Below are 16,299 nucleotides of genomic sequence, written 5' to 3' on the forward strand. Positions count from 1 at the left end.
ATGATGGAACAAAGTGTGCTTTCACTTGGGGGGGGATATGTTGTGAAAGCGGTCATTATGGCAGGGGGAAGAGGAACACGGTTACGTCCGTTAACTTGTCATGTTCCGAAACCGATCGTACCGATTATGAATAAACCTGTGATGGAGTATAGTATTGAATGGTTAAAACATCACGGAATTACGGATATTGCTGTAACCGTTCAATATTTAAGTGATGAAATTATTGAATATTTTGGTGATGGACGTCGATTCGGTGTACATCTTCATTACTTTGAAGAGACGACGCCCCTTGGAACGGCAGGGAGCGTAAAACATGCTCAGTCTTTTTTAGACGATACGTTTGTTGTTATTAGTGCAGATACGTTGACGACAATTCATTTGCAGCAGGCAATCAATTTCCATTTTTCCAAACAAGCATTAGTTACCGTTCTTATGCACCACGAAGCGACTCCTCTTTCATACGGTGGAATTGTGACAGATCGAAACGGAAAAGTGATTCATTTTGTAGAAAAACCAAAATGGAATGAAGTGTGTAGCGATTTAGTCAATACAGGCATTTACATTTGCGATCCAGCGATTTTTAATTATATGCCTGAACATCCACCTTACGATTTTAGTCAACATATTTTTTCACATCTCATTCAACAAGAGTACCCAATATACGGATATGAGGCGGATGGATATTGGTCTGATATTGGTATCATTGAACAATATCATCAAACACATGTTGATTTACTAAATCAACGTCTCGTTTCTTCTCATTACAAAGAAATAGCTCCTGATGTATGGATCGGTGAGCGAGTGAACATTGCACAAGAGGTAAAGTTAGAAGGACCGATTCTTATTGGGGACGATGTGCGCATTGATGCCTATGCAACACTCGGACCATATACGGTGGTTGGCTCACGTTCAGTTATTAGTAAATACGCATCGTTAAAGCGATCGATTGTTTGATCCAATGTTTATATTGATGAACATAGTGAATTACGGGGAGCAGTTGTAGCAAATGATGTGTATATCGGTAAAAAAATGAAATATTTGATTATGCGGTCATTGGGGCAAAATGCAAATTAAAAAATAAAGTGAAAGTGCAACATGCGGCTAAAATTTGGCCGAATAAAACAATTGCAGAAAAAACGAAAGTGAAAGGTTCAATTGTATGGGGTGAACAACGCCCAAACGTATTGTTTCGCCAAAATGGGATCAGCATGCGCGCTCATGTTGATGCTCATCCGATATTTATTACACAGTTGGCTTCAGCATATAGCAGTCTACATGAAAAAGGAAGTCACATATTAATTGGCTTTGACAATCACCCGTTGTCCCAGGCGCTTGGATCGTTGTTTACTCAATGTTTGCATATGTACGGTATGCACACAAATGTATATGAGGGGGGATATTTGCCTGCTTTTCGTTATATTCTTTCTCATAAACAATATCGTGGTGGCGTATTTGTGACGTTGAACGAACATGATGAAGTAGTTATTGACATACACGATGAACAAGGATTTCCCATTGATTGCACGATGGAACGCGCGATTGAACAACGAATGGAACATGAACATCATATGTCAGCGATGCAAATGGGTGAAGCAATGAAACAAAAAGAGAACGATGAAATGTATATTCGAGCATTGCGTCAAGCGATTTCTTTTTCTTCATCGGAGCGATGGAAAGTTGTCGTCGCTAGTTCTCCTTTATTGAAGCATATCATTGAACGCACACTTCTGTTGTTCGCTGTAGATGTTGTTTGGACAAAAGAGCGTGATGATGAACACATTCGGAAACTAATCGAGCAAGAACAAGCCCAATTTGCTATCGTGTTTGACTATTCAGGGGAACGTTTTCGAATGTTTGATGGGCAAGGAGTTGTGTTGACGAAAGAAGAAATGATCTCGTTGCATGTGCTCACATCTCTTTTATTTAGCGAAACGAAAAAAGTAGCCGTTCCTTCTTGGGCGCCGTCCGTTTTGCATACGCTAGCAGAACGTTTGCATGGCGAAATGATTTATGTCAAAGATACGAGACGAGACTTGCTTCTTGCTCATCATGAACCGTTTCATTTTTATTTGGATGGATTATACGCGTGCATACAACTATTACACTTGTTAGCGATTGAACGTTGTTCCCTTCGTACCATTGTGTCGTCTATTCCGACTATTCATTTATCATGCCGTGATGTTCATTGCCCATGGGATGAACGGGCGGCTGTTATGCGTAAATTGTTAGAAGAATCGTATGACAAGCATGTAGATTTTACAGATGGCATGAAAGTATATCATGAAGATGGAGCATGGACACTCATTTTACCGAAAGTAGATGAACCAACGTTAACGATTTATTCACAAGCAGCAAATGCTCAAAAAGCAAAAGAATATACGAAATACTATATAAAGAAAATTCGGCAATATCAAAACGTATAAAATTCATATGGAAATTGTTTAAGAAAAATGATATGATGGAAAGGTATGATTACAATACTTTTGTTTGGAGGGAAAGAACGATGCGTGTAAATATTACGTTAGCATGCACAGAATGCGGCGAACGCAACTATATTTCAACAAAAAATAAGCGCAATAACCCAGAGCGCCTCGAATTGAAAAAATATTGCCCACGAGACAAAAAAGCAACAGTTCATCGTGAAACGAAGTAAGCAGTAGGATTTTTTTCCTGCTGCTTATTTTTTTATGAAAGAGGGGGAAGGTTAATGAATAAGAAACAATTGCGGCAACAAATAAAACAACGTCTCTTACATATGACAAAAGAAGAACGCAAGAAAAAAGAAACAATCATTCACGACATATTATTTCAGCAACATCTTTGGCAAACGGCACAAGTGATCGGTATTACGATCTCACGACAAATCGAAATCGATACAAAATGTATCATTGAACGAGCATGGCAAGAAGGGAAAAAAGTTGCCATTCCAAAATGCGATGTAACAACAAAACAAATGACGTTTCGCGAAATTCGTTCGTTTCAAGAAACGGGACGCTCTTTTTTCGATTTATATGAACCGATTGTGGAAGAAACGAGAGAAGTGCAAAAAGATGAAATCGAGCTCCTATTTGTTCCAGGTCTTGCTTTTGTTCGTAAAGGATATCGCCTTGGCTATGGTGGGGGATATTATGATCGATATTTAGTTGATTTTCCAAACGACACAATTTCCCTTGCATATGATTGTCAAATCGTCTCTACGTTGCCGGTTGAACAGCATGACATCCCTGTCCAAATGATTATTACAAACGAAGGAATTGTTGTTTGTGAAAACGAATAATAAAACAGCATGAGCGCTTTCATGTTGTACAGGAGAAAAAAATAACAAAATGTTAATAATTCATGCTTTATAAACTTTGTGAAACAGTGTACAATGTAAGTGTGAAACAGATAAACAACGCACAGATTGTAAAATGATATATACGAAAGGTGGAAGAAATATGTCAGATAAAGTAAAACGTGTTGTTTTAGTTGGAACAGGTTTTGTTGGTTCAAGTTATGCGTTTGCGCTTTTAAATCAAGGGGTGACAGAAGAGCTCGTTTTGATTGATATTAATAAAGAAAAATCGGAAGGAGACGCGATGGACTTAAATCACGGCATGCCGTTTGCGCCATCCCCAATGAAAATTTGGTTTGGCAATTACGAAGATTGCAAAGATGCTGATCTCGTTGTGTTAACTGCGGGAGCGAATCAAAAACCAGGAGAAACACGATTAGATTTGGTTGAGAAAAACACGAAAATTTTCAAAAATATTATCGATCAAGTGATGGCAAGCGGATTTAACGGTATTTTTCTCGTCGCCACAAATCCGGTTGACATTTTAACATACGCTACATGGAAGTTTTCAGGATTGCCAAAAGAGCGCGTGATCGGTTCAGGAACGATTTTAGACACAGCTCGCTTCCGCTATTTGTTAGGTGAATATTTCGATGTGGATACGCGCAACGTACATGCTTATATTATTGGGGAACATGGTGATACGGAGTTGCCTGTTTGGAGCCATGCATTCATCGGTTGCCGTCCAATTGCCGATATGATGAAAGAAAAGCCACAATATAAACAAGAAGATTTAGATAACATTTTTGTGAATGTACGCGATGCAGCGTATCAAATTATTGAGCGAAAAGGTGCAACATATTACGGCATTGCCATGGGACTTGTTCGTTTAACAAAAGCGATTTTACAAAATGAAAACAGCGTTCTTACTGTTTCAGCTTACTTAGAAGGCCAATATGGCCAAAATGATATGTACATTGGCGTACCAGCAATCGTAAATCGCAACGGTATTCGTGAAGTTGTTGAACTACAATTGAACGAGGAGGAAAAAGAAAAATTTACTCATTCTGCAACTGTATTAAAAGATGTAATGAAACGCGTTGGATTGCAATAGGTTGTCTCATGATGAGGCAACCTTTTTATAATTTCAACACGAAAAGGGAACGGTAAATATGAGGGAGGGTGATGATGTTGAATGGAAAAACGTTGATCGTTGCCGTTATGGCAGGGCTCGTTCTTTATCGGTTTCGTTATCGGTTATTGAACGAAATATTGAAACGAGAAGCGGTTCAAAAACGAGTGGTACAATGGGGAATGTCCGTTCCGTTTATTCGCCAGCGCATTGTTCCTACATTATTTTTACAAAAGTACAAATAGTTGCGCTTTGTAAGAGAGTGTGATAAAAGAAGGGTATGATAGCGAAGGGAGAGGGAAGGTTGGGCATTCGCTTTGATTTTGTATATTGGCAAATGATGTTTCAATTGTTACAGATGAACTATGAAATCGTTTATTTGTCACCTGATGAGCGGGAGGTTTGGTTGCAATCTACGAGGGAACGAAAAGCGCCGCTTGTACGCCTTGTTCGCACTGATATGGATTGGGGTGTGTCATTAAAAAATGATATGAATCGCGCGCTAGTCGCTGTTGATGAATGGCGCAAGCGACAATTTCGCCGCCAACTGCAAGTCATCAACGTTTATGTCATGATGTATCCCCCTGTTGACGATTGGGAACTGTATGTTGAACGACCATTCACGACTGAGCGAGTGCATATGCAAACATATGTGATGCATCTTTACAATATGTATGACGTCTTGCATAAGCTAAGCACGCAGTTCCATCAATCATTAAAAGTGTACGTACCTGATGATTCTCCAATGTTGCAACAAGAATTACAAACGTTTAAACAACACGTGCTATCATTTGCAGAGCGCATGTATGAAAATGAACGGCGCATATTTGAACGTGGAAAAGCGAGATTTACATATGTGTTTATTGCTTTACAAATAGTGATGTTTTTTATTTTAGAATGGAACGGTGGAAGTACAAATACGTTGACGCTCATTCAATATGGCGCAAAGTTTAATCCGCTTATTTTGCAAGGAGAATGGTGGCGCTTTTTCACCCCTATTGTTTTGCATATCGGTTTTTTACACTTGTTCATGAATACGTTTGCGCTATATTATTTAGGCTCACTTGTTGAAAAATTGTACGGCTCGTTTCGTTTTTTATTTATTTATCTTTTCGCTGGTTTTGCAGGTTCGCTTGCTAGTTTTTTATTTTCATCATCCGTATCTGCCGGGGCGTCTGGTGCCATTTTCGGATGTTTTGGGGCTTTGTTATACTTCGGAAAAGCAAAACCGCACATATTTTTTCGAACAATTGGAATGAACGTCATCACTGTCATCGGCATCAATTTAGCGTTCGGTCTCGTCGTTCCTAATATTGATAATGCGGGTCATATTGGCGGTTTAATTGGTGGGTTTTTAGCGGCAAATATCGTTCATTTCCCAAAGGAACGTGTTCGCTTTGGACAATGGTTTGCTGCTTTGTTCACAGCGGTCGTTACGCTCATTTGCTTATATATTGGCTTTCAACGACCGCCAGCAGATCAAGCACAACTTATTCTTGCGTTGTCCAAGCAATATATTGATGAACGGGAATACGGCCAAGCAGAGCAAATGTTAACACTCATTCATGAACAAGATGCTGAAGCATATAAGGCAGATTTTTTGCGTGCCTATATTCACATACAACAAAAAGATTACGATGATGCAAAACAATATTTATATGATGCCATCAAAAAAAACGACCGTTTTCATGAAGCGTATTATTATTTAGCGTTATTATATGCGGAAGAAAAAAACTATGAAAAAGCAAAACAAGCTGCAGAGCGTGCGTTGCAGCTTGAACCAAATAATGAGCAATATCAACGATTATTGCGTGAACTCGAGCAGTTGCTTTAATATGACGAGTTCTCTGTCTGCTGTTTCTGTTACGACAAACAGTTTACTGTAATCCTTTTTGATTAAAATAAGCGGAACGGTGCTACCGATTGGAGATTCAATCGAACCGTTCTGTTTTTTTATGCCTAAAAAATAATTTTTGTACAACCCTTCCCATAAGTTTCCGATCATCATTTCCGTTTCATTTGTTGTCAAATCCATAAACGGTTGCTCATTATATTGAACGAGCTCCGGTAAATACAAATGGTAATAATCGTCTGCTGGCAATATGTTCCCCATTTGATTAGCGGTTTTATTTACGATCGTTTGCGTTTGTTTATTTAATGTGTTTGCCCATGTTTTTTGTTCGGCTGTCGTTGGTTTACGAAACGATTGAAGTGGTGCGAAGGATGAGTCGATGACGTATAATACGTCCCCACTCATTTTTTGACTGCTTCGAATGTCATTGCCATTATGCAATTCTCCTTGGTGATATGAGATGGCTTGAAATAATCGACTTCCTTTTTGTTTGAGCTGTTTTTGCTGAATGAGACTTTTCCTGTTTTTTTTCCATTTCGTTTGTGTAGCAACAAGCCTTCCGTTAGCAAATAACAACGAAACATCTTGCCGAAGATAAGCAGTTCGATCAAGCGATGAAGTGACGATCCAATCGACGACATAGCGTGTTTCCTTCTTTTTGGGCTGTAGTGATAATTTTGTTTCGGCAGTTGTAAAGCGAACGGTCGGATCGATCGGGAAAAACATAATCGCTTCATGCGCTGGCCGTTTCAACGCTTGTATGATGATGACAAATGACAAAAGAAATATGCATATCGATAATAAACGTTTCATCTTATTCCTCCGGTCAAGCTTACATTTATAAAAAATGTATGTGCATATGACAGGAAATATGTATGAATACATTTACATGTGTCAAAGATGGATGGTAATGAATGTAAGGTAGGTGATTGGAGTGGAACGAGTATCTTCACGTCTTTCAGAAAACGTTTCATATATGAAGGAAAAGCTTGGAGTAGGGAAAAGTTTTGACGTCATTTACTTAGACGTGCATTATGCCGGAAAAGATATGGCGTTATTTATGATTGACGGATTTGTGAAAGATGACATTCTTCATTATTTAATGAAATTGTTATCTGAGCTACCAAATGGAACATTAGATGAACAACCGTTAGATAAATTATTAAAAACACATCTTCCGTATGTAGAGTTGGATCAAACAGATGATTTCGAACGGGTAATTGATGGTGTGTTGGCAGGACCGACAGCTTTGTTCGTTGATGGAATGGCAAAAGCGATTTTAATTGATGCACGCACATATCCTGTGCGAGGACCTCAAGAGCCAGATATGGAGCGTGTTGTTCGAGGTGCACGCGATGGATACGTGGAAACGATTGTATTTAACACAGCGCTAACAAGACGGCGCGTGCGAGATCGTTCATTACGAATGGAATATATGCAAATTGGTCGCCGCTCAAAAACGGATGTCTGTGTTTGTTATATTGAAGATATTGCGAATTCACACATTGTGGAAGAAGTGAAACAGTCATTAGCCAAAATTGATACAGACGGCTTGCCAATGGGGGAAAAAACGGTAGAAGAATTTATTTCAGGCAGGCACTTCAACCCATATCCTGTCGTTCGTTATACAGAAAGGCCAGATACGGCCGCAGCTCATTTATATGAAGGACATGTTCTCATTTTTGTCGATGGGTCTCCGAGCGTGTTAATTACACCTGCAACATTTTGGCATCATCTGCAGCATGCAGAAGAATATAGAAATAAACCAATTGTTGGTGCATATTTGCGCTTTGTTCGGTTTCTTGCGGTATGGCTATCGATTTTTTTATTACCGCTTTGGTATATGTGGATGAAAACACCAGAGCTCGTGCCACATGCATTATCGTTTGTCGTAAAATCAACGGAAGGGAATATTCCGTTGTTTGGACAAATTTTACTGATCGAATTTGGATTAGATATGTTGCGAATGGCAGCTATTCACACCCCCTCTGCCTTAGCGACAGCACTTGGGCTTGTTGCAGCATTGATGATTGGTGGAATTGCGGTTGAGGTTGGCTTATTTTCTAACGAAGTCATTTTATATTTTGCGATGGCGACGATCGGGACGTTTGCGACACCGAGTTATGAGCTAGGACTAGCCAATCGGCTCGTTCGCCTCGCTTTGCTCGTTGTTACAGCATTATTTGGTGTCATTGGCTACGTTGTTGGTATTACTGCATGGTTAGTTATGCTTGCTCGCATGCAATCGTTTGGCGTCCCATATTTATGGCCGTTTATTCCGTTTTCATATCGCGGGATGCGCGATGTGCTCATCCGTTCCCCAATTCCGTTAAAAAATCGACGACCGACTGTCTTGCATCCGAAAGATCCGGATCGATAAAATGTGAAAAATGTCGCAAAGTCATTGTTCAGTTCTTGACGCCCTTTTGTTTTCTTTATACATTTAGAATATGAAGATTGAAAACGCTTATACACGATAGGTGAAGAAAATGAAATCTGTATATGATGTACAACAGTTATTAAAAAAATATGGAACGATTATTTACGTCGGTGACCGTCTCGCTGATTTAGAATTGATGGAAGACGAACTGAAAGAATTATTTCAAGCGCAGCTCATTGACGTAAAAGATTATCAAATGGCGCTTCTTATTTTGCGTCATGAAGCGCAAATCGAACGAGAAAAAAGAGAAAAGGGGATAAAGGAACAATGGAACAATGGTTAGTCGGTGTAGATTTAGGCGGAACGACAGTCAAATTAGCATTTGTGAACATGTATGGGGAAATCATTTGTAAATGGGAGATTCCAACGGATAAATCCGAACAAGGGAAACATATTACAACACACATTGCAAAAGCGATTGATGAAAAGTTACGTGAATTAGATGAATCAAAAGAACGGTTGATCGGCATTGGCATCGGTGCACCAGGACCTGTTAATATGGCGACAGGAGATATTTATGAAGCAGTAAATTTAGGATGGAAAAACTTCCCTTTGAAAGATCGGTTGGAAATGGAAACAGGTCTTCCTGTCGTTGTTGATAACGATGCGAACATTGCAGCGATCGGAGAAATGTGGAAAGGGGCGGGCAATGGCGCGAAAAATTTAATTCTCGTCACGCTTGGCACAGGTGTTGGTGGCGGTGTGATCGTAAACGGTCAAATCGTGCATGGGGCAAACGGTGCTGGTGGAGAAATTGGCCATATCACGTCCATTCCAGAAGGAGGGGCATCTTGTAATTGTGGCAAAACAGGATGTTTAGAGACGATTGCTTCAGCAACAGGTATTGCACGTATCGCGACAGAGCGCTTGCAACAAACCGATGAGCCAAGCCGGTTGCGCGACGTATGGAAACAAACAGGAGTCGTTACTGCGAAAGATGTGTTTGATGCCGCGAAAGAAAACGATGCATTAGCGCTACAAATTGTTGATGAAGTGACGTTTCATCTCGGTTTAGCACTCGCTCATTTAGCGAACGGTTTAAATCCAGAGAAAATTGTCATCGGTGGGGGCGTATCAAAAGCAGGGGACATGTTGGCACAAGCAGTTGCTCGTCATTTTAAACGATTTGCATTTCCGCGTGTTGCTGAAGCGGCTGAAATTGTCATTGCAACGCTTGGAAACGATGCCGGTGTGATCGGTGGCGCATGGCTAGTCAAAACAAATATGTTGTAAAAACAGACGAAGCGCTCGTCTGTTTTTTTTGTCGAAAATTTGTCGGAAAAAAACGTCTTGCATTTTCAGAAGAAAAGGTGTAAAACAGTCATATGTGGACGTGCGACTTGTCTATTATACCGTTTATAGTTTAAGATAACAGTTGCTTTTTTATTAAGAAAGTATTAATATTGTCTATGGTTAAGATAAAAAAATGTAAAAAAACGTATGTACCTCATACAGCATAGAATAGACAGATGTGGATGGATTAAAGGAGGGGGAGTATATGAAAAACTACCGTTTCGTTTTGTTAACGGTATTGCTTTTATGGTTAAAGACGTATTTAGTCTATAAAAATAGTTTTGATATAAAAATTGAGTCATGGAAGCAGGAGTTTATTTTGTTCATTAGCCCGTTAAGCTTCCTGTTATTTATTTTTGGGCTTGCATTATTTATGAGCGAAAAACGACGGAATCGCTATATTGTCATCACGAGTTTTATCGTTTCATTTGTTTTGTATGCGAACGTCATGTTTTATCGCTTTTTTAGCGATTTCATTACAATTCCTGTGCTGTTCCAAACGAATAACATGGGTGATTTAGGAAATAGTGTGTTTGAATTGATGAATGTTTCGGATATTTTCTTTTTCCTTGATGTCGCATTGCTGGCTTGGATGGCGTATAAAAAAGTGTCTATTGCGCAATACGTACCAGCGACAAAACGCTTTCGCCGCACCTATTTCCTTGCAACAGTAGCCATTGCTTTATTTAACTTAGGATTAGCGGAAACGGAACGTCCAGAGCTGTTAACGCGCACGTTTGACCGTGAAATGTTAATTAAAAACTTAGGTATATACAATTACCATGTATATGATATTATTTTACAGTCGCGCTCTAAAGCGCAACGTGCATTAGCGGATAGTAGCGAATTGGCGGATATTCAAAACTACGTTAATGCGAATGAAAAAGCGCCGAATAAAGAGTTATTTGGTATTGCCAAAGGCCGTAATGTGATCATTGTGTCGATGGAGTCATTACAAAGCTTCGTTATTAACAATACGGTGAACGGACAAGAAATTACGCCGTTTTTGAATGACTTTATTAAACAAAGTTATTACTTTGATAACTTTTATCATCAAACAGGACAAGGAAAAACATCAGATGCGGAGTTTATTATTGAAAACTCGTTATATCCTCTTGGACGCGGTGCGGTCTTTTTCACACATGCGACAAACGAGTATAACGCAACGCCAGAAATATTGAAAAACTACGGTTACTATTCAGCTGTATTCCATGCAAATAATAAAAGTTTCTGGAACCGTGATGTAATGTACCAATCGATGAAGTACGATCGTTTCTTCTCGATGACGGACTATAACATTACGGAGGAAAATTCAGTTGGTTGGGGTTTAAAAGACATTCCGTTTTTTGAGCAATCTGTGCAACATTTAAAAACGTTGCCGCAGCCATTTTATACAAAGTTTATTACATTAACGAACCACTTCCCGTTTGAATTAGGGGAAGAGGATAAAATGGTTCCAGAGTACACGTCAAATAGTCGGACGTTAAACCGTTATTTCCCGACGGTTCGATATATGGATGAAGCGCTGAAAGTGTTTATTGAGCAGCTGAAAAAAGAAGGATTGTATGAAAATTCTATTATCATCCTTTACGGAGACCATTACGGTATTTCTGAAAATCACAACAAAGCGATGGCTCAATATTTAGGTAGGGATGAAATTACGCCATTTGATCACGTTCAATTGCAACGCGTTCCGTTGATCATCCATATTCCAGGCGTAACAGATAAGCATCCAAAAGTCATTTCAAAAGTATCAGGGCAAATTGATGTGAAACCGACATTGCTTCATTTGCTTGGCATTAATACACGCAACCAAATTCATTTTGGTGAAGATTTATTCTCAAAAGATAAGCTGGACTTCGTTGTTCTTCGTGATGGTAGCTTCGTGACAAAAGATTATGTATATACGAAAAACGCATGCTACGATAAGAAAACAGGGGTAGAAGTCGACGCGTCTCATTGTGAACCGTATATGGAAAAAGCACGTCAGGAGCTTGATTACTCCGACAAAATTGTATATGGTGACTTATTGCGTTTCTACAATAAACAACAAGAAAACAAACGATAAAGCTAGCTCTTGTGACAGAGCTAGCTTTTTTACATACATATGTACAAATGTACTGTTCATACGATGAAACAAGGGGGGAGAGCGATGTACGATTTTTCAACTTTAATGCATGATCTCGATCAATTGCGGTGTCATTCGTTCGTCCGCACGCAAGAAATTGGGCAAAGTGTGTTAAAAAAACCGATTGTTGAGTTACAAATTGGAGAAGGTGAAACATATGTGCATATGAATGCCTCGTTTCATGCGAACGAGTGGATTACTTCGGCAGTTGTGATGGCGTTTGTTCGTGAATATGTGGAAGCGCTACAGAACAAACAGCATCTTTGTGGCTATGATGTACAACAATTGTATAAAAGAACGACTTTATCCGTTGTTCCGATGGTAAATCCCGATGGAGTGGATCTTGTATTACACGGAAAAAAAGCGGCACAACATTATGAAGATGAAGTGGTACGCATAAATGGGGGAAGTGAAGATTTCTCACAATGGAAAGCAAATATTCGCGGGGTTGATTTAAACAATCAATTTCCTGCGAAATGGGAAGTGGAGAAAGAAAGAAAAATTCCAAAAGCACCCGCACCGCGTGATTTTCCTGGATTTTCTCCGTTAACCGAACCAGAAGCACAAGCGATAGCAACGTTGACAAAAGAACGTGATTTTTTTAAGGTGCTCGCATTTCATACACAAGGAAAAGAAATTTATTGGGGATATGAACGATGTGAGCCACCCGAAGCAGAAGAAGAAGTGAATGAATTTGCGAAATGGAGCGGTTATGTACCTGTTCGGTATATCGATAGCCATGCTGGATATCGCGATTGGTTTATTTTTAATTGGAAGCGATGTGGGTATACGATTGAACTTGGTGAAGGGGTAAATCCGCTTCCATTCTCTCAATTCCATAATATTTATAAAGACAGCATCGGTATTTTTGTGACAGCTCTTGCCCGCACGTAAAAAGACGCCACTATATTGGCGTCTTTTTAATGGGCAACTGGATATCCGTGATGAATGACAGTCATAATTGTAAACCAACCAAATACAGCAACCGTTCCGATTCCGAACAGCACACCAAGGAAATTTTTCTCACGTAATGAACGGATCGTGCCGTAAGCGGCAAGCAACGTAACTAATGTAAAGATCACAACCAAAATAACTCCTGTCGGCATAACTTCCCCTCCTTATGTACACCGATTATTCCTTTTTCATTGTAATCGTTTTTGTTACGTTTGTCGAGGTGCAAAACGTATATTGTTCGTGTACAATGAGAATAGAATATAGGAGAAAGGTGAGGAAATAAAATGAAATGGAACCGAATCCCATTAGGGCCGTTACAAACGAATGCGTATGTGCTTGTTCATGAAAATGGGACATGTTTAATTTTTGATCCCGGCAGCGAAGGAGAAAAACTCATTCATTATATTGAAACGAACGGCTGGACGCCGCTTGCGGTGTTGCTTACACATGCTCATTTTGATCATATTGGAGCGGTTGACGACGTAAAAAACAAGTGGTTCATTCCTGTGTATGTACATAAAAAAGAAAAAAATTGGCTAACTGATCCAATGAAAAATGGTTCTTTATTATTTATGGGAGAAGCAATTACTACAAATGATGCCGATGTGTTACTTGAAGGAGAGAAAACGTTGACGATTGGCGATTTCTCACTTCAAGTGTTCGAAACACCAGGGCATTCACCGGGTAGTGTATCATACTATATCGAAGACGCTCAAGTGATCGTATCAGGAGATGTACTGTTTTCAGGAAGTATTGGTCGCACCGATTTACCAGGAGGAAATTACGAACAATTGCTACAAAGTATACATCGTAAGTTGCTTGTTCTCCCTGAAGAAACGATTGTACTATGTGGACATGGACCAGAAACAACGATTGGAGCGGAAATGGATACAAACCCTTTTTTAAATGGATTTTAGACAAAAAAATTCCCTTCTCTATACAGAGAAGGGGGTTTGGGGGATGTTTTATTTCCTATAATGGGAGGGGATATAGTTAAGCTACTACATTAACGATATAACAAATTTAACACTATGTCAATAGTGAAAAAGGGTGCGAATGAAAAAATGTTAGAAAAAATGAGAAATAAACGTTTATCGTATGCACAATACATGGAATTAGCATTGTACGATGAACAGTATGGATATTATATGAGAAAAAAAGAAAAAATTGGACGCGAAGGGGATTTTATTACGACGAGTAACGTTGGGCATATCATTGGGCATGTATTTGCAGATGTGTTTGTTCGCTTGATAGAAACGTATCATGTTCCACCGCTCATCTGTGAAATCGGTGGGGGGACAGGACGATTTGCTTATGCTGTTTTAGAACAATGGAAACGTCAATCATCTAAAACGTTTTCACAAGGACAATATATAATGATCGAAGCAAGTCCGTACCATCGGGAAAAACAAGCGGAAACGCTCGCTCCGTTTATTGATTACGTTCGTATCATCTCCAGTTTTGCTGAGCTTTCTGATTCTTTTTCTGGTATTGTATTTAGCAATGAGCTATTTGATGCGTTTCCTGTTCATGTCATTGAGAAACGAGAAGGTCACATATACGAGTGCTTTATTGAAGTAGAAAACGATCAGCTTGTTGAGAAATGTGTTCCGCTTGAAAATGAGCAAATTGCTCAATATATCGTTGAACGGAATATTCAGCTCGTTGACGGGCAGCGATTTGAAATTCCGTTAGCGATGAAAAAGTTTATTTTTCAGCTCAATCAAGTAATCGATAAAGCAATTATTTTTACAGTAGATTATGGATATACGGATGAGGAATGGAAACACCCAGCGCGAAAACGTGGGAGCTTGCGCGGTTATTATCGTCATCAGCTCATCGACAATGCGCTTCGTTATCCAGGTGAGATGGATCTCACCACACACATTCAATGGGATGCGTTACGATTTTATGGAGAACAAGCAGGGTGGACATATACTCATTTATGGCGCCAAGATGAATTTTTATTGCAGGCAGGCATTTTAAATCATTTGATGGCCCACCATGATCCAAATCCGTTTTCTGAGCAACAGCGTCATAATCGTGCTATTCGCTCGCTAGTCATGAGCGATATCGCCAGGGCGTTTCATGTGATGGTGCAACAAAAAAACATGAATATTCCTATTTTTACATAAAAAAGCGATGAGGTACACTCATCGCTTTTTTATTCGCCCATACCAGGAACCATCATAAAGGTTGTCCAGTACGTAAATCCGGCAAAAAAGACCGTTAAGTACGCACCGAAAATGTAAATGTACATTCTTTCTGTTAATTTTAAGTAGCTTAACAAAAGAAAGAATCCTGTTTGGCCGAGGAACAATAATGATGTTGTATGCATATGGCCAAGATAGAACATGACAGCAAAAATTCCTGTCCAAAATGACAAGACGCGGAACATACGATCCATATGTATCCCTCCTTTTCTGACCGTTTCCCTTACTTATTATAATGTACTCGAAATGGTTGTGTAAACGTTCTATTTTTTAAGAATGGCTTGATACGTACACGAATTACAGCCTGATGGCATAATTTCTTCAGTCACAAGTTCAGCGTTTGTAAATAATACTTCTAACATTCCTTTTAAAAAGGCGTTATGCATATAACAGACAGAATCTGGATGTGCAAATGCGAGTTCTTTAAACGGGCAGTTGAAAATTTCAAAGTAAATTTTCCCTTGATTTTCACTGTAATGGAATGTCGGATAAAATCCAGCGGCTTCCGCTGCTTTTTGTAAAATGTTCATTTTTTCTTCCACACTTAACTGTTCAAGCGCTTGCATCGATTGGACGTGTTGTTGTACAAGTTCTTGACCAAATAACTTTCCTGTTTCATACAACGCTTGTTTCCCTACTTCTCCAAGTTTCATCATCGCATGGATTGCAATTTTTGATAACAGCTGGTAGTCGCGAAACGGAAAATGGAGCTGAATCACATCGTCAGATAGACGGTATAATCGACTCGGTCTTCCACCTTTTCCTGTTTTTTTTGTTTCCGATACAAGCATATTTACATCTTCTAGCTTTGTTAAATGAAGACGCGCGACGTTTGGGTGAATATGAAAAGCATCAGCAATTTCTTGAACGGTTACTTCTTGATGTTTTCTAGTGATATACTGATAGATTTCATAACGAGTCGGATCAGCAAGGACGCTTGTAATTTTCAGTACTTGGTCCATTATGTCTCACTCCTATATGTTCATTCATTTACATTATAATACATGTATTTC

18 protein-coding genes are annotated in these 16,299 nt (G+C 39.3%); 14 read left to right on the forward strand and 4 right to left on the reverse strand.

Features of this window, described 5'->3' with window-relative positions; translation table 11 throughout:
* The first annotated feature begins 42 nt into the window (after nt 1–42).
* The 7 genes from NSS60_RS05050 to NSS60_RS05080 all read left to right on the forward strand — a co-directional run bounded on the left by NSS60_RS05050 (nt 43) and on the right by NSS60_RS05080 (nt 6,240).
* Nucleotides 43–954, forward strand: a complete 912-nt coding sequence (locus NSS60_RS05050) for a sugar phosphate nucleotidyltransferase (RefSeq protein WP_230456169.1) — start codon at nt 43–45, stop codon at nt 952–954.
* A gap of 128 nt (nt 955–1,082) precedes the next feature.
* A complete protein-coding gene (locus NSS60_RS05055; protein ID WP_231106994.1) occupies nt 1,083–2,423 on the forward strand; it encodes a hypothetical protein in 1,341 nt (446 codons plus the stop codon).
* A gap of 80 nt (nt 2,424–2,503) precedes the next feature.
* On the forward strand, nt 2,504–2,653 hold the full coding sequence (gene rpmG, locus NSS60_RS05060; protein ID WP_004889517.1) for a 50S ribosomal protein L33: 150 nt from the start codon (nt 2,504–2,506) through the stop codon (nt 2,651–2,653).
* A gap of 54 nt (nt 2,654–2,707) precedes the next feature.
* Complete coding sequence (locus NSS60_RS05065) at nt 2,708–3,277, forward strand: 5-formyltetrahydrofolate cyclo-ligase (RefSeq protein WP_004889518.1); 570 nt, start codon at nt 2,708–2,710, stop codon at nt 3,275–3,277.
* 160 nt (nt 3,278–3,437) lie between these two features.
* Nucleotides 3,438–4,388 carry an L-lactate dehydrogenase gene (locus tag NSS60_RS05070; RefSeq protein ID WP_004889519.1) on the forward strand — a complete coding sequence of 317 codons (951 nt, stop codon included), beginning with the start codon at nt 3,438–3,440 and terminating at the stop codon, nt 4,386–4,388.
* Between the two features lie 71 nt (nt 4,389–4,459).
* Nucleotides 4,460–4,651: a hypothetical protein gene (locus tag NSS60_RS05075; RefSeq protein WP_004889520.1), complete on the forward strand. Its 192-nt coding sequence runs from the start codon at nt 4,460–4,462 to the stop codon at nt 4,649–4,651.
* Nucleotides 4,652–4,686: 35 nt separating this feature from the next.
* The gene (locus NSS60_RS05080) at nt 4,687–6,240 is read left to right on the forward strand and encodes a rhomboid family protein (protein WP_004889522.1); all 1,554 of its coding nucleotides are present in this window, start codon (nt 4,687–4,689) and stop codon (nt 6,238–6,240) included.
* Here NSS60_RS05080 and NSS60_RS05085 read toward each other — a convergent pair.
* Nucleotides 6,211–7,071 carry a hypothetical protein gene (locus tag NSS60_RS05085; protein ID WP_004889523.1) on the reverse strand — a complete coding sequence of 287 codons (861 nt, stop codon included), beginning with the start codon at nt 7,069–7,071 and terminating at the stop codon, nt 6,211–6,213. The genes NSS60_RS05080 and NSS60_RS05085 overlap by 30 nt on opposite strands.
* 163 nt (nt 7,072–7,234) lie before the next feature.
* On the opposite strand from NSS60_RS05085, the gene NSS60_RS05090 reads away from it, so the two are divergent.
* The 5 genes from NSS60_RS05090 to NSS60_RS05110 all read left to right on the forward strand — a co-directional run bounded on the left by NSS60_RS05090 (nt 7,235) and on the right by NSS60_RS05110 (nt 13,013).
* Nucleotides 7,235–8,638, forward strand: a complete 1,404-nt coding sequence (locus NSS60_RS05090; RefSeq protein WP_051035147.1) for a spore germination protein — start codon at nt 7,235–7,237, stop codon at nt 8,636–8,638.
* Between the two features lie 109 nt (nt 8,639–8,747).
* On the forward strand, nt 8,748–8,981 hold the full coding sequence (locus tag NSS60_RS05095; RefSeq protein ID WP_004889526.1) for a YqgQ family protein: 234 nt from the start codon (nt 8,748–8,750) through the stop codon (nt 8,979–8,981).
* Nucleotides 8,966–9,931, forward strand: a complete 966-nt coding sequence (locus NSS60_RS05100; RefSeq protein WP_004889530.1) for an ROK family glucokinase — start codon at nt 8,966–8,968, stop codon at nt 9,929–9,931. Before NSS60_RS05095 ends, NSS60_RS05100 begins: the two co-directional genes overlap by 16 nt.
* A gap of 265 nt (nt 9,932–10,196) precedes the next feature.
* Nucleotides 10,197–12,059 carry an LTA synthase family protein gene (locus NSS60_RS05105; protein WP_064214526.1) on the forward strand — a complete coding sequence of 621 codons (1,863 nt, stop codon included), beginning with the start codon at nt 10,197–10,199 and terminating at the stop codon, nt 12,057–12,059.
* Nucleotides 12,060–12,143: 84 nt separating this feature from the next.
* On the forward strand, nt 12,144–13,013 hold the full coding sequence (locus NSS60_RS05110; protein WP_230456172.1) for a M14 family metallopeptidase: 870 nt from the start codon (nt 12,144–12,146) through the stop codon (nt 13,011–13,013).
* A gap of 26 nt (nt 13,014–13,039) precedes the next feature.
* Here NSS60_RS05110 and NSS60_RS05115 read toward each other — a convergent pair whose 3' ends face one another.
* Entirely contained in the window at nt 13,040–13,225 is a 186-nt protein-coding gene (locus tag NSS60_RS05115; protein ID WP_004889534.1) for a DUF2759 domain-containing protein, read from the reverse strand.
* A 132-nt stretch (nt 13,226–13,357) separates the two neighbouring features.
* Here NSS60_RS05115 and NSS60_RS05120 point away from each other — a divergent pair, with 132 nt between their 5' ends.
* Entirely contained in the window at nt 13,358–13,990 is a 633-nt protein-coding gene (locus tag NSS60_RS05120) for an MBL fold metallo-hydrolase (RefSeq protein ID WP_004889535.1), read from the forward strand.
* A 114-nt stretch (nt 13,991–14,104) separates the two neighbouring features.
* Nucleotides 14,105–15,208: a class I SAM-dependent methyltransferase gene (locus tag NSS60_RS05125; protein ID WP_004889536.1), complete on the forward strand. Its 1,104-nt coding sequence runs from the start codon at nt 14,105–14,107 to the stop codon at nt 15,206–15,208.
* Nucleotides 15,209–15,237: 29 nt separating this feature from the next.
* On the opposite strand, the gene NSS60_RS05130 is transcribed toward NSS60_RS05125, so the two are convergent.
* Nucleotides 15,238–15,480, reverse strand: coding sequence for a DUF2626 domain-containing protein (locus NSS60_RS05130; protein WP_004889537.1), 243 nt, complete (start codon nt 15,478–15,480; stop codon nt 15,238–15,240).
* Nucleotides 15,481–15,549: 69 nt separating this feature from the next.
* Complete coding sequence (locus NSS60_RS05135) at nt 15,550–16,248, reverse strand: helix-turn-helix transcriptional regulator (protein WP_004889538.1); 699 nt, start codon at nt 16,246–16,248, stop codon at nt 15,550–15,552.
* Nucleotides 16,249–16,299 lie beyond the last annotated feature (51 nt).

Source organism: Anoxybacillus sp. FSL W8-0382 (assembly GCF_038003845.1).
In the GTDB taxonomy this organism is placed as follows: Bacteria; Bacillota; Bacilli; order Bacillales; family Anoxybacillaceae; genus Anoxybacillus; species Anoxybacillus flavithermus_G.